Origin of the sequence: Glutamicibacter sp. V16R2B1, from assembly GCF_005774635.1 — a bacterium.
GTDB lineage: Bacteria > Actinomycetota > Actinomycetes > Actinomycetales > Micrococcaceae > Glutamicibacter > Glutamicibacter creatinolyticus.
On sequence record NZ_VATX01000012.1, the window covers coordinates 191558 to 204652 of the forward strand.

The 13095-nt window shown below is 64.3% G+C and carries 17 protein-coding genes; 12 read left to right on the forward strand and 5 right to left on the reverse strand.

The window, feature by feature from the left end; genetic code table 11:
- Nucleotides 1–10: 10 nt before the first annotated feature.
- Nucleotides 11–493, forward strand: coding sequence for a VTT domain-containing protein (locus FDN03_RS08240; RefSeq protein WP_246049576.1), 483 nt, complete (start codon nt 11–13; stop codon nt 491–493).
- A gap of 100 nt (nt 494–593) precedes the next feature.
- Nucleotides 594–1079 (forward strand): Lrp/AsnC family transcriptional regulator, encoded by a 486-nt coding sequence (locus FDN03_RS08245; protein ID WP_246049892.1) that lies wholly within the window; start codon nt 594–596, stop codon nt 1077–1079.
- A 96-nt stretch (nt 1080–1175) separates the two neighbouring features.
- Here the strand turns inward: FDN03_RS08245 and FDN03_RS08250 are convergent, their stop codons facing one another.
- A complete protein-coding gene (locus FDN03_RS08250; protein ID WP_138175857.1) occupies nt 1176–1862 on the reverse strand; it encodes an SDR family oxidoreductase in 687 nt (228 codons plus the stop codon).
- Nucleotides 1863–2332: 470 nt separating this feature from the next.
- On the opposite strand from FDN03_RS08250, the gene FDN03_RS08255 reads away from it, so the two are divergent.
- The 3 genes from FDN03_RS08255 to FDN03_RS08265 all read left to right on the forward strand — a co-directional run bounded on the left by FDN03_RS08255 (nt 2333) and on the right by FDN03_RS08265 (nt 3726).
- On the forward strand, nt 2333–2575 hold the full coding sequence (locus FDN03_RS08255; protein WP_138175859.1) for a hypothetical protein: 243 nt from the start codon (nt 2333–2335) through the stop codon (nt 2573–2575).
- Nucleotides 2576–2993: 418 nt separating this feature from the next.
- Complete coding sequence (locus FDN03_RS08260) at nt 2994–3365, forward strand: hypothetical protein (protein WP_054821156.1); 372 nt, start codon at nt 2994–2996, stop codon at nt 3363–3365.
- A 172-nt stretch (nt 3366–3537) separates the two neighbouring features.
- Nucleotides 3538–3726: a hypothetical protein gene (locus FDN03_RS08265; protein ID WP_138175861.1), complete on the forward strand. Its 189-nt coding sequence runs from the start codon at nt 3538–3540 to the stop codon at nt 3724–3726.
- Nucleotides 3727–3766: 40 nt separating this feature from the next.
- Here FDN03_RS08265 and FDN03_RS08270 read toward each other — a convergent pair whose 3' ends face one another.
- Nucleotides 3767–3982 carry a DUF1049 domain-containing protein gene (locus FDN03_RS08270; RefSeq protein WP_138175863.1) on the reverse strand — a complete coding sequence of 72 codons (216 nt, stop codon included), beginning with the start codon at nt 3980–3982 and terminating at the stop codon, nt 3767–3769.
- A gap of 2 nt (nt 3983–3984) precedes the next feature.
- Nucleotides 3985–4629, reverse strand: coding sequence for a TetR/AcrR family transcriptional regulator C-terminal domain-containing protein (locus FDN03_RS08275; RefSeq protein ID WP_138175865.1), 645 nt, complete (start codon nt 4627–4629; stop codon nt 3985–3987).
- A gap of 107 nt (nt 4630–4736) precedes the next feature.
- Between FDN03_RS08275 and FDN03_RS08280 the strand changes: the two genes are divergently transcribed.
- From FDN03_RS08280 to FDN03_RS16410, 6 genes are all read left to right on the forward strand, one after another.
- Entirely contained in the window at nt 4737–6161 is a 1425-nt protein-coding gene (locus FDN03_RS08280) for an NAD(P)/FAD-dependent oxidoreductase (RefSeq protein WP_138175867.1), read from the forward strand.
- Nucleotides 6158–7027 carry a universal stress protein gene (locus FDN03_RS08285; protein WP_138175869.1) on the forward strand — a complete coding sequence of 290 codons (870 nt, stop codon included), beginning with the start codon at nt 6158–6160 and terminating at the stop codon, nt 7025–7027. The genes FDN03_RS08280 and FDN03_RS08285 overlap by 4 nt, the downstream gene beginning before the upstream one ends.
- A 70-nt stretch (nt 7028–7097) precedes the next feature.
- Nucleotides 7098–8609 (forward strand): APC family permease, encoded by a 1512-nt coding sequence (locus tag FDN03_RS08290; protein ID WP_138175871.1) that lies wholly within the window; start codon nt 7098–7100, stop codon nt 8607–8609.
- A gap of 118 nt (nt 8610–8727) precedes the next feature.
- Entirely contained in the window at nt 8728–9132 is a 405-nt protein-coding gene (locus tag FDN03_RS08295) for a low molecular weight phosphatase family protein (RefSeq protein ID WP_138175873.1), read from the forward strand.
- 10 nt (nt 9133–9142) lie between these two features.
- A complete protein-coding gene (locus tag FDN03_RS08300; protein ID WP_171021180.1) occupies nt 9143–10342 on the forward strand; it encodes an MFS transporter in 1200 nt (399 codons plus the stop codon).
- A 120-nt stretch (nt 10343–10462) separates the two neighbouring features.
- Nucleotides 10463–11080 carry a TetR family transcriptional regulator gene (locus tag FDN03_RS16410; protein WP_138926771.1) on the forward strand — a complete coding sequence of 206 codons (618 nt, stop codon included), beginning with the start codon at nt 10463–10465 and terminating at the stop codon, nt 11078–11080.
- Nucleotides 11081–11108: 28 nt separating this feature from the next.
- On the opposite strand, the gene FDN03_RS08310 is transcribed toward FDN03_RS16410, so the two are convergent.
- The gene (locus FDN03_RS08310; RefSeq protein ID WP_138175877.1) at nt 11109–11594 is read right to left on the reverse strand and encodes an Lrp/AsnC family transcriptional regulator; all 486 of its coding nucleotides are present in this window, start codon (nt 11592–11594) and stop codon (nt 11109–11111) included.
- 220 nt (nt 11595–11814) lie between these two features.
- Between FDN03_RS08310 and FDN03_RS08315 the strand changes: the two genes are divergently transcribed.
- Nucleotides 11815–12018 (forward strand): helix-turn-helix domain-containing protein, encoded by a 204-nt coding sequence (locus FDN03_RS08315; RefSeq protein ID WP_054821201.1) that lies wholly within the window; start codon nt 11815–11817, stop codon nt 12016–12018.
- 43 nt (nt 12019–12061) lie between these two features.
- Here FDN03_RS08315 and FDN03_RS08320 read toward each other — a convergent pair whose 3' ends face one another.
- Nucleotides 12062–12988: a MerR family transcriptional regulator gene (locus FDN03_RS08320; protein WP_212743884.1), complete on the reverse strand. Its 927-nt coding sequence runs from the start codon at nt 12986–12988 to the stop codon at nt 12062–12064.
- Nucleotides 12989–13095 lie beyond the last annotated feature (107 nt).

The window sequence follows — 13095 nt, forward strand, 5'->3', positions numbered from 1 at the left end:
GCGCGTTGCCATGATGCAGTGGATCGAGGACGCGCCCTACCTGGTGACGTACCTGTTCTTCTTCCTTGGGGCGATGATCCGCGCGAACACCACCTACTGGATCGGACGCAGCATCGCCGCGGGGGTGAAGCAGACGCGTTTCCAGCGGGTGCTGCGCGGCCCGATCTACCTCAAGTCCCAGGCCCTGCTGGCCCGGTGGGGCGTCTTCGCCGTGCCGCTGAGCTTCTTGACCGTGGGGGTGCAGACGGCGGTGAACGCGACCGCCGGAATCACCCGGATGCCGCTGCGGCGCTACCTGCCGGCGGTGATTGTCGGCTGTCTGATCTGGGCGTTGGTGTACACCACCGTGGGCCTGGCATTCATCTATGCATGGATCGCGCTGGACTGGCCGTGGCTGGTGGGCATCGTGCTGCTGGTGGCGCTGGTGCTGTGGCTGATCCTGCGTCGCAGGAAGCGCGCCCGCCGGGTAATAGGCCCGGAAGAAATCAAGTGAGACCTATGATGGTGAATCACAACGTCAGTCAAAGGTGCAGGTATCGGCACTGCGGGCCGGCGCCCAAGTGCCGAACCAGGGGAAAGCAGGTGCGACAGTGGTGAATAATCCGGTCTCGGCCGAGATCAAGCGTGCGCAGCTCGATGAGCTGGACCGTAAACTGCTCAGGCTGCTGTCGGAGAACTCCCGCCGCACGAACAACTCCCTGGCCGAGGAGCTGGGCATCGCCCCCTCGACCTGCCTGGCCCGGCTGAATCAGCTGCGTGATACCGGCGTGATTTCCCGGTTCACCATCGAGGTGGATCCGCAGGTGCTCGGACGAGAGCTGGAGGCGCTGATCTTCGTTCGCATCCGTCCCGGCGCCCGGCACCTGATGTCGACCTTCGCCCAGGACATGCAGGCCAAGCCCGGAGTGCGTCAGCTGTTCTTCCTGGGCGGCGCCGACGATTTCGTGCTGCACGTGGCGGTGCGCAACTCTGCGGACGTGCGCCAGTTCGTGCTCGACTACCTGTCCTCGAACCCGGCCGTGGCGACCACCCAGACCTCACTGGTCTTTGAGCACAGCCACGGCAGCGCCGAATACTGAAGTCCCGCAGCAAAACGTCCAGGGCCGCACCACGGTGCATCCCTGGACGTTTCGTTGCTCAGGCCTTCGGAACCGGCCACTGAAGTCCGTTGAGCGTTAGGAGACGATCTTGCTCATCGGGGTGTCTCCGTCAAAGAAATTCACGGTCTGGCGGATTCCGGCATTGTGGGCCAGCACGTACGCGATCATTTCCGCAACGTTTTCCCGGGCGGTGCGCCCCTCGGTGCCCGCCGGTTCGTGCCCGGAAATGCGGCCGCGGCTGTCGGCCAGGCGCAGCTTCTTTGTAGCCGGCTCCAGGGTCAGGGCGCCGGGCCCGAGGATGGTGTACTCTAGGCTCGTGCCGCGCAGGTACTCATCCGCGTCGTGCTTGGCCTTGGCATACGGGTAGAACGAATCCTTCGGGTCCAGGTTGTCGACGTCCACCAGGGCGCGCGCGTAGGAGACCATGACATAGCGGTTGACTCCGGCCTGCTTGGCGGCTTGCATGGTGCGCACCGCCGCCTCATAGTCCACGGCGTTGGTGCGCTCGGGATCTCCGCCGCCGGCACCGGCCGAGAACACGACGGCATCGGCTCCGGTAAAGGTCTTGGCCAGTTCTTCGGCACTGGCGGTTTCAATATCAACTTCCACCGGGGTGGCACCCACCGCACGGATATCGGTGATGTGTTCCGGATTGCGGATCAGCGAATGGACCTCGAACCCCTCCCGGACGAGCCGCGGGGCAGCGAGCAGGGCCACCTTTCCGTGACCCCCGACAATTACGACACGACGCTTTTCAGCCATGATCCGACTCCTTCGTGATCGGCGACAGTTTCTGTCTTCGCGGCAGGCCCTGGGCCCGCCGGCCCTCCGACGTGGTTGGTCTTCGTTGTCCCGGCTTTCAGGACCTACTGTGGACGCTACCGCCTGGCCAGGACGTTCACAAGGTGGAATGGCGCCGGGGGCTAGGAAGCTCGTCCGTGAACCGGCATCAAGCTGTCGAAGCCTGACCGTTCTTTCGCCGGTGGTTTACCGATAAAAGCCGGGGCGCCTCCCTGGGCGCCTCCCGTGCAGTACTGGCTAGGTCCGTCTCCAAAGCGTAATTGAACACAAAGTATGCTTTATTCGAATATCCTTGCTAGGATTGTTAATCCCCTCTTTGAATTCTGCCGCTCCAGGGTTTTCCCTCTTGCCGTTGTGACTAGGCATGTTTTGGGAATGTATCGATGGTTGCGGTTGTTGAAGCTAGTGGGAGATTGGAAGGAGGATGGCAGATGCAGCAATTTGACGTGTTGGTACTGACCGCATTATTGACCATTGTGGCGCTGGGAATCATCAGTGCTGTCCTGGTCGTGAGCTACCGGCGTACGCACGCCACTGAGATCCGCGAGGACCTGCTGGCCAAGGCCCAGCAGTTGGGGTTGCGTGTGGATCCGGCAGTGAGCAATGACGAGCTGCGCGCGCAGGTGAAGCGTGCGCGCCACGAGGCGCGCAGCGGCAAGCCCAAGGCAGCGTAGCGACGCCCAGAAATACAGCAAGAGACCGCAAAGGGTCCGCAGCGAAGGCTGTGGACCCTTTGCCATGCGCTGCCCGGCATCCGGCGCACCCCTTGGCGACCGGTAGTCGGGCGGCGGCAAGACCTTCCATGCAGCGACCCGCGGCCGACGCCTGCCACAGCATTGCCTTCGCTGAACTAAACGAACGTGGTAAAAACGTTTGGTTAAAAGTTCAACAACATTTGTTTTGGCCGCCTCCAGATCCTTTCGCGGCGGTGCGTGAGGTGCTCCAGGTCACCGGTTTTGCCCCGGAATCATGCGGTTCCGCTCACATTGGCATGTGAGGTTGTGAACGAATAGCGGGGTTTTGTATTAAGGGGTCAAAAAAGGCTGTTAGCTTGTAAATAACACCCCGACAATTTTCTAAGGAGCAGCGATTATGAGTACGATCCCACTCGGTGAAGACATCCTCTTGGCTCGTCACGGATCGAACATCGTAAAGCTGCGCCAGGACCGCAAGAACCGCCAGACCGTGGCGTACCTGCGGGACGGAGCCACTGACACCGCCGCCAACGTGCTGGGCGTGCCGGCGTTGACTCCGGCAGCCACCTTCGGGCAGAGCGTGCAGACCTACCTGAACGACGAAGCCGCCGTGAGCCGCAAGGAAGTTCGCTCGCTGGCGAAGCTGTCGCTGGGCTTCAGCGCCTTCACCGGCGCAGTCTTTGGCGGGCTGCTGTTGCTGGCCTACAAGGTCGGAGGCAGTGAGCTGCTGGACAATTTGTCGGCGGCCTACAGCTACTACCCAATGTAATGGCCACGGCGATCGCCGTGGACGGGGAGAAAAATCGCGGGACCAATGGTCCCGCTTTTTTCATGCCCGCCGCTGCCCCTGAAGGCCATTGCGCGACTCACGTGTGCGTTTCTCGCTTTTTCGGCGCACGAAGGCATAGGATGACCACAATCCGAGAGATTGGAAGTTCCTGATGCGTTTCGTCCTAGAGGTAAATTTCGACACGGAAACCATGCAGCTCAAGCCCCGTGAGGAGCTGCAGGAGATCTTGCGGCACTGGGCGAAGAACCTGGAGCTGTATCCCATGGAGGCCGGCGCCCAGGAGGACGTGTTCGATTCGAACAACGAAGCCGTGGGGGAGTGGGCCATCCTCGACGAATAGCGTCGAGTCCGGGAGGTTCTAGCCCATCCGCCTTGCCGGGTCACCGCCGGGTGGAGAAGCGCCCGATCAAGTGGCCGACCAGCAGCGTGCCAAGCATGACCGCCCACAGCGGTGCGCTGGTGTGGAAGAACAACAGCTGCACGCGGACCCGGTAGAGGTTCTGCAGGATGAAGACCAGCGCGATCACGGTCAATGCCACCGCGCTCCACTGCTTGATGGTCATGCGCTGAATCCAGTGCGGTTTCTGTTCCTGCATGTCTACCTTCCCTCCAGCAGGCCGGTGATCATCGCGCGCAGGCCGATCGTAAAGGCGTCATCCGAGTTGCGCCGTCCCGTGGCCTGCTGGGCATCCAGCGAGCGACTGAAGAACTGCGCGCTGGCCTGATGCTCTCCGGGGTCGAAGATGTCCGCAGGTGCCGAGGTGTCGATGGCCGAGCCGAAAATGAAGGACTCCAGCGCCACGATGATCGGCACGATCTGCTCCTGGGGCACCCCGTGCTCATGCAACGCCCGCGCCACCCGTTCATACATGGTCAGGGTGTTCGGGGAGTCAGCCACCGGCAGCACCGCGATCACCGGGATGAGCGGGACATGCCGGGCAAACACCGACCGGTAGCTCACCGCCCAGGTTTCCAGGGCCGCGCCCAGCTCCATCGTGTCAAAGCAGTCCCGGTCCACCTCATCCATCACCGTTTCCTGGATCCATTGCAACAGGTCGTTCTTGGAGGAGACGTGGTTGTACAGCGCCGAGGGGGAGACCCCCAGGGATCGGGCCAGGCGCTGCATGGTCAGAGACTCGTAGCCTGACTCAAGAACCACGCCCATGGCGTGCTGGGTGATCCGTGCCCGGTCCAGGATGGCCGTGCGTGGTCGGCCGGCGCGCCTTGGTGCCGTCGTGCCCATGAAATGTCTCCCCTGACGTGGTCTGCTTCACATTTGCCTGAAAACATTCTATGCTTTAATGCGTAAATGAATCATGTTCATTTTATAGTCTTCAGGAGAGATCGATCATGAAACAGCTGGAACGCGACGTTGTCATCGTTGGAGCGGGACCTTCCGGGCTGACCGCGGCCTACGAACTGCAGAAGGCCGGCAAGTCCGTGGCCGTGCTCGAGGCCCGCGACCGCGTGGGTGGGCGCACCTGGACCGAGACCATGGACGGGGCGACCATCGAGATCGGCGGGCAGTGGATCAGCCCGGACCAGACCGCCCTGTACTCGCTGATCGGTGAGCTGGGCCTGGAAACCTTCGAGCGCCACAAGCAGGGCAAGAGCGTCTACCGCACCGCCGAGGGCGAGTCCATCCGCTATGAGGGCGAGGACTTCCCGGTCGCCGAATCCACCGTGGCTGAGATGAACAAGCTGATCGGGCTGCTCAACGACCTTTCCGCCCAGATGGATCCGGACCACCCGTGGAACCACCCGCAGGCCCAGGAACTGGACAAGATCTCCTTCCACCACTTCCTGGCCCAGCACAGCGATGACGAGGTCGCCTGCCAGAACGTGGGGCTGTTCATCGCCGGGGGCATGCTCACCAAGCCGGCCCACACCTTCTCCGCGCTGCAGGCCGTGCTGATGGCCGCTTCGGCCGGCTCCTTCGACAACCTGGTCGATGAGGACTTCATCCTGGACCGCCGCATCGTGGGCACCATGCAGGGAGTCTCCAAGGCCCTGGCCGCCCGCCTGGAGGAGGGCGTGCTGTTCCTGGACAACCCGGTGCTGCGCCTGGAATGGTCCGAGGACGGGGTCACCGCCCACGGCAAGGACCTGAGCGTCAAGGCCCGCAAGGTGATCCTGGCCATCCCGCCGAACCTGTACTCGCGCATCAGCTACGAGCCGCCGCTGCCGCGCAAGCAGCACATCACCCACCAGCACCAGTCCATGGGCCTGGTCATCAAGGTGCACGCCGTCTACGACACCCCGTTCTGGCGTGAAGAGGGACTGTCCGGCACCTGCTTCGGCCCGACCAGCCTGGTCCAGGAAATCTACGACAACACCTACCACGGGGAGAGCACCGGCACCCTGGTCGGCTTCGTCTCCGACGTGAAGGCCGATGAGGTCTTCGCCCTCAACGAGGGCGAACGCAAGCAGCACATCCTCAAGGCCATGGCCGAGTACCTGGGCCCCAAGGCCCTGGAGCCCAAGGTCTTCTACCTCTCCGACTTCGGCAGCGAGGAATGGACCCGCGGGGCCTACGCCACCAGCTACGACCTGGGCGGGCTGTACCGCTTCGGCCCGGCACAGAACGATAACGTCGGCCCGATCTACTTCTCCTCCTCCGACCTGGCCGGAGAGGGCTACCAGCACGTGGATGGGGCCGTGCGCATGGGCCGTCGCACCGCCGCGCGCATCGTGGCCGCCCTGGAGGGCACCGGGTACGACCAAAACTACGACGGGGTGGACTCCTTCGTGGCCGGCAACAAGGTCGACGCATGAAACTGCTGATCGGCTACACCGCAGACGAGCGCGGGGCCGAGGCCATCGAGCTGGCCTGCGCGCTGATCAGCGACCGCGCGGTCGATTCGCTGGAACTGGCCATGGTGCTGCCGGAGGACACCCCCTTCCAGGCCACCTACCCGGGAGGGGACCACGGGTACCACACCGTGCTCTCCGCCCAGGCGGACCGCTGGGCCGAGCAGGCGCTGGCGCTGGTGCCGGAGGGCATCACCGCCAGGGTCACCGCCCGCACCGTCTCCTCGGTGGCGCACGGGCTAATCGAGCTGGCCGCCGAGACCGGGGCCGAGGCGATCGTGCTCGGCGGGCGCAGCCGCCACAAGGCCGGGTTCTTCGCCCCCGGCGCGGTGGCCACCAGCCTGCTGCACGCCTCACCGGTGCCGGTGCTGATGTCCAACCCGCGCGGGGTGGCCGCGCTGCGCCAGGCCAAGGGCAAGATCTCACGGATCACCGCCTTCGTCGGGGACCTGCCCGGGGCCGGGGAGGTCATCGACCAAGCGGTGCGCAGCGCCGAACGCCTGGGCATTGGGCTGCGCGTGGCCACGCTGGTGACCAGCCAGGAGCAGGCCGGGGAAGACAGCCCGGTGCTGCGCGCCACCCGCCAACAGCTCGACGAGTTGACCAGCGGGCTGGGCGAGCACGTGGAGCCGGAAGTGGTCACCGGGGCCAGCATCGATGAGGCGATCGCCTCCATCGGCTGGCTGGACGGGGAACTGGCCGTCTTCGGCTCCTCCCGCCTGGCCCCGCCGCGCCGGTTGTTCCTGGGCTCCAAGGCCCAGCGCATGCTGCGCCACCTGCCCGTGCCGATGGCGGTGGTTCCACACCGCAGCGGCGGGTCGGTCCGGTAGCGCCTTCCATTCCTGCCCGCGCACCCAGCTGCCCGGGATGTACACCTCAACGACGAGCAAGGAACCGTAGATGTCTAACGATGTGCAGCGGGAGCACCCGCCGGGGTCCGATAGTGGCCTGCATGAAAAGGGCCTGAGCAAGGGCACCGTGGGGGTGCTGGGCACCGTGGTGATCGGCATTTCCTGTATCGCCCCCGCCTACACGCTCACCGCCGCCCTGGGCCCGACGGTGGCCGAGGTGGGCACGAACCTGCCAGCCATCTTCCTGGCCGGGTTCCTGCCCATGCTGCTGGTGGCGCTGGGCTACCGGGAGCTGAACAATGTGATGCCCGATTCGGGCACCAGCTTCACCTGGGCCACCCGCGCGTTTGGTCCGCTGATCGGCTGGATGGGCGGCTGGGGGCTGATCGCCGCGACGGTGATTGTGCTCTCCAACCTGGCGGCCGTGGCGGTGGACTTCTTCTACCTGCTCATCGCGCAGCTGACGGGGCAGGAATGGATCGCGGAGCTGACCCGCAACCTGTGGATCAACATTCCCACCACCTTGGTGTTCGTGGCGGCCGCGACCTGGATCTCCTACCGCGGGCTGAACGCCACCAAGGCGTTCCAGTACGTGCTGGTGGGCTTCCAGGTGGCGGTGCTGCTGTTGTTCGCGATCATGTGCTTCACCAACCCCGAGCCCTTTGACCGCACGCCGATCACCCTGGAGATGTTCAACCCGGCCGCGGTGGAGTCCTTCACCGCCTTTGCCGCGGGCGTGAGCCTGTCCATCTTCATCTTCTGGGGCTGGGACGTCACCTTGACCATGAACGAGGAGACCACCGATCCGGAGAAGGTTCCGGGGCGCGCGGCCACCTTGACGGTGCTGATCATCATCGCCCTGTACATGGCCGTGTCCCTGGGCGTGATCTACTACGCCGGCATCGGCACCGAAGGTCTGGGCGCCGGCAACCCGGAGAACCAGGAATCGATCTTCGCGGTGCTCTCCGGGCCGGTGATGGGTCCGCTGGCCATCCTGATGAGCCTGGCGATCCTCTCCTCCTCCGCCGCCTCGCTGCAGTCCACCCTGGTCTCCCCGGCGCGCACCATCCTGTCCATGGGCTACTACAAGGCGCTGCCGGAGAAGTACGCGCGGATCTCCCCGCGCTTCATGTCCCCGTCGGTGGCCACCGTCACCGCGGCCGTGGCCGCGGCCGGGTTCTACGTGGTGACCCGCATCCTGTCCGAGAACGCGCTGTGGGACACCATTACCGCACTGGGCATGATGATCTGCTTCTACTACGGGCTGACCGCGCTGGCCTGCGTGTGGTACTTCCGCACCGAACTGTTCGACTCGGTGCGCAACATCCTGTTCAAGTTCCTGGCTCCGCTGATCGGCGGCGTGGTGCTGCTGGTGATGTTCGTGCGCACCTGCATCGACTCCATGGACCCGGCCTACGGTTCGGGCTCCTCGATTGGCGGGGTGGGCATGGTGTTCATCCTCGGGGTCGGCGTGCTGGCCCTGGGCGTGGTGATCATGCTGGTCATGCGCGTCAAGCACCCGGCGTTCTTCCGCGGGGAGACGATCAAGACCAAGCGCTAGCACCCCCACGCAATAGCGGCACCCGCCAGGTTGTTGCGCCGGACGGCCACCATGGCCACGGCATAACAATTGGACGGCGGGTTGCCGCTATTGTTCGTTGGGGTGGTTGAATGACTGCATGGGTAACTCAGTACTGTTCATCTGCTCGCGCAACGCCGGCAAATCCCAGATGGCCGCCGCGCTGATGGAGCACTTCTCCGACGGGAAGATCACCGCCTACTCCGCAGGGACCAACCCGGGCGGGGGCATCAACCCCGAATCGGTGCAGGTGATCGCCGAAACCGGGGCGGACATGTCCGCCGGAACACCCAAGGCCATCGACCCGCAGGTGGTGGCCACCGTGGACCGGGTGGTGATCCTGGGCAGCGAGGCGCAGCCGACGTTCGACTCCTCGGTGCGCACCGAACGCTGGATCCTTTCCGAACCCAGCGACGAGGGCTACACCGGGGCCGAGCGGATGCGCCGGATCCGTGACGAGATCGCCGAGCGGGTCCGCTCGCTGAGCTACGACCTGGGGCAGTAGCATCACGGCGGTGACCGCAACCATCCGGACGCAGCGCGCCGGCTCCTGGTGGTTCCCCGGAATTTGTCTGGTGCTCACCGGCTGGTGCGCCAACCAGTACGTCTCCCTGATCGGCTGGTACCAGCAGCACCGCGAGCTGAGCGAGGTGGCCGCGTTCCTGGTGCTGGCCAGCTACGTGGTTGGTCTGCTGCCGATGCTGGTGTTCGCCGGTTCCTGGGCGGACCGGCTGGGACGCAAGCCCTTCACCCTGCTGGCGCTGATCGCCTCGATTGGGGGATCGGTGCTGCTGATGCTCGGCGCCCAGGCCGAGGTGTGGCTGCATGCCGGCCGGGTGCTGACCGGGGTGGGCATGGGCCTGGCCATGGTTGCGGCGACCAGCTGGATCAAGGAGGTCAGCCCCGGAGCCAGCGGTGCGGTGCGCGCCGGACTGTGCACGTCGCTGGGCTTCGCGGTCGGACCGGTGATCTCCGGTGCCCTGGTGGGAGCGACCTGGAACCCGGAACTGGCCTACCTGGTGCACGCGATCACGGCCGCAGCCTGGCTGGTGCTCATTGCCTTCCAACCCGGCACTCCCCGGCGGGAACCGGTGCAGCAGGCGGTGCAGGGCACCAGCGCGCAGGGCCTGAAGATCTTCAACCGCCTGGTACTGCCCATGGCCCCCTGGGTCTTCGGCCTGGCCACCAGCGGTTTCGCGGTGGTCCCGGCGCTGACCGGTAGGGGTGCCGGGGCGAGCCTGTTGTTCTCCACCATCACCGTGGCGGTCACCATGGGCCTGGGCGCCCTGATCCAGCCCTTTGCCCGGCGCTGGGACCGGCCGGGAACGGCAAGGCTGCTGATCATTGGACTGCTGACCGCGATCACCACCTACCTGGTGATGATCCCCGTGGCGTTGACCGGTTCCACCGCCCTGGGCCTGGTGGCCTCGGTGCTGGCCGGCTGCGCGAACGGGATCCTGCTGCTGGGTGGGCTGGGCCAGGTGCTGGCGTTGGCCGGTCCCGGCGAGGTGGGCAAGCTGACTGGACGGTTTTACTCGGTGTGCTACATCGGCTTCCTGATTCCCACGCTGCTCTCACTGTGGCGGCTGTTCGCCGACCCACTGTATTTCATCCTCCTGCTGGGGGTGCTGTGCGTGCTCAGCTTGGTTTGCGTGCTCAGCAATCGGACACTGTTGGCCGGACCCAAGATGCAGCCGGTAAAATCTGGTAGTTAACCCCAACGCTCAGTAAGCTGGTGTGGCCCGCTATCACAGGTTCCCTGGGAACGAGGACTGCACTCATGAAATTCCCAGCTGGAAACCCCGACGCTGAACTTCAGCCCGAGGAGGTACTTGGTGCCGAAAATTATCGACCATGATCAGCGGCGCCTGGAAATCGTGCTGGCCACCAAAAAGCTGATCATCGACGGCGGCTTCCGGGCGGCGACCATGCGCGAGATCGCGGCGGCCGCCGGGTACGCCAATGGCGCCCTCAAACGATACTTCGAGGGCAAGGACGAGATCCTGATGGCCACCAGCCAGTACGCCACCGCGGTCCTGGTTGAGCGTCTGCAGCGCACCGTCTCCGGGCTGCAGGGGATGGACGCGGTCTCGGCGATCTTCGAGCAGACCCTGCCCGACCGGCAGGACAACAAGGAACTGGCCCGGGTGCTGCTGACCTTTTGGGAGCAGTCCATTGGCAACCTGGAACTGAGCAAGGCATTCCTGCGCAACCTCAGTCCCTGGCGCAACCTGGCCGTGATGTACCTGCACCAGGCGGTGAGCCTCGGGCAGCTGCACAGCCGGTGGGACCCGTCAACGGTGGCCGATGAGCTGCTGACGCTGACGGTGGGGGCACACGTGATGGTTCAGCTTGATGACCGGGAAGAAACAATCCAACAGCATGCCGGGCACCTGCGCCGGCGCATCAGCGAATTGCGGGCGGATGTGCCTGAGGAAGCTGCGGTGAACTAGGCCTGGCAGGGCAGCCGGAAGGTCGCGGCTACTTGGTGGCGGTGTCGTGCTTGAGCATGGCGGTGGTGCGGTAGGGGATCACGTCGCGCAGGATCATCGAGGTCGAGGTGCGGGTGATGCCCGGGCACAGCCGGATGACCTCGCTGACGCGGTAAAGGTCATCCGGGTCCTTGGCGGCCACCCGGATCAGCAGGTCGGTGTCCCCGGCCGGAGCCACACACTCCAGTACCTCGGGAATCTGGCGCAGGGCCTCAATCGATTCATCCAGCCGCGCCTGATCCAGCTCGGCGCTGACCACGGCGGAGACCCCACGCCCCAGTGCGGCCGGACGAATGCGTGCAGTGTTAGGGCGCAGGGCGCCGGAGTGCGCCAGGCGCTCCAGTCGGGTCTGCACGGTTCCGCGGGCCAGGCCCAACTGCTGGGCCAACATCATGATCGGCACCCGGGGATCATTGTCCAGCGCCAGCAGGATCCGCCGGTCGGTTTCATCGAGCTGATACGTCTCCGGGATCATGGGGTCTCTCCTGCGCGGTAGCGTCAAATCGAACAATCAGGCGGGTTGCCTTCGTGAAATACTAGTCAAAATGATCAGCCACCCCCAAGCTTGTTGCACGGTATGACCGGTAATGTGTCGGCTGCCCGGAAGGTCCTCTCGGCTAACCGAAACGCACGGTTATCCACAAAATCGCAATAAATCGAACCCAAAGACAGCTAATGGACGTAACGTGTTGGTTATGAGATTCCTACGCCTCGAAGATGTTGCCGAAGAGTTGAATGTGAAGCTGCCCCAGGTGCGTGCCCTGGTCAAAAGCGGAGAGCTGCCGGCGATCCAGATCGGTGGACGCGGGATGTGGCGGGTGGAGCGTGTGGAGCTGGAGAACTACATTCAACGGCGTTACGCGGAGGCGCGGGAGGACATCGCCCGCGAAACCAAGTGAGAACCCTTCCGGGCACCGGGGGTTGACCGGCGCCCGGTCGGGGCTACTGCTGGTCGAGATGGTGGATCAGGGCATCGTGCACAAACTGTGCCTGGCCCCCGTAGGTATCGCCAAAGCGCTGATCCGCCACGTACATTTCCGCGAGGTTGCGCACGTACCGGTGCAGGACGCTGGGGTCGTCACTCCCGTGGCCTGGGGTGCCGGGAATGCCACGCAGCCACCGCACGTGTTCTGCCGCCAGCTGCTGGGCCTCGGCCGAATCGGGGCTCAGGCCCCGTGTCCCGGCATTGGTCCACGCCGAGATCAGGGCCTTGGACTGCGCCATGAAATCTCCCCGCTCGTCTGCGGACAAGGCTTTCCACCAGCGGTCAGAAGCGGTGTAGCTCTCTTCACCCCAGCGCTCGATGACCTCCTTCCGGTATTGTTCGTTGATTCCTTCGAAGGATTCATTTAAGTCCATGCTCTCTCCTCGGTTGAGCCTTTCAATGGTTTTCTGCAGGGTTTCCAATTGCCGATCCAAGGCCGCGCGCTGTCCTTTCAATACCTCAATGTGTTCGGTGAGTGCCGCAATCTGGTCCTGCTCCTGATCCAGGATGGCGCCGATGGCCTTGAGCTCCATGCCCATGTTGCGCAGCAGCAGAATCCGTTGCAGCCGCACGATCGATGCCTGGTCGTAGAGGCGGTATCCGGCGGTGGAAACCTCAACCGGCTCAAGCAGCCCGATGTGGTCATAGTGCCGCAGGGTGCGGCTGGTGACCGACGCGGCCTTGGCGACCTGTTGGATCGAGTAGCGCTCGACTGGGCGGGAGGAATTGGCTTGCATGCCCACAACGCTAAAGGTTGACGCAACGTCAGGGTCAAGGGGGTTTCGCGTCCAATCAGGTATGTCGTAAGTCACATCCACTAGTTTTTTCGGCAGAATGACCAGGAATCGGCAGGCGACTCGTCGTCGCTTGATCAGATTGATCAATGATTAATGTGCCTATTGCTCAGTCTGTCGAATGCGTATTTACTAGAACCAGAACAGGCAACCGAGGGCTACCGCCAGCGGGGCCGATGACCCACCGGAACGTGAAC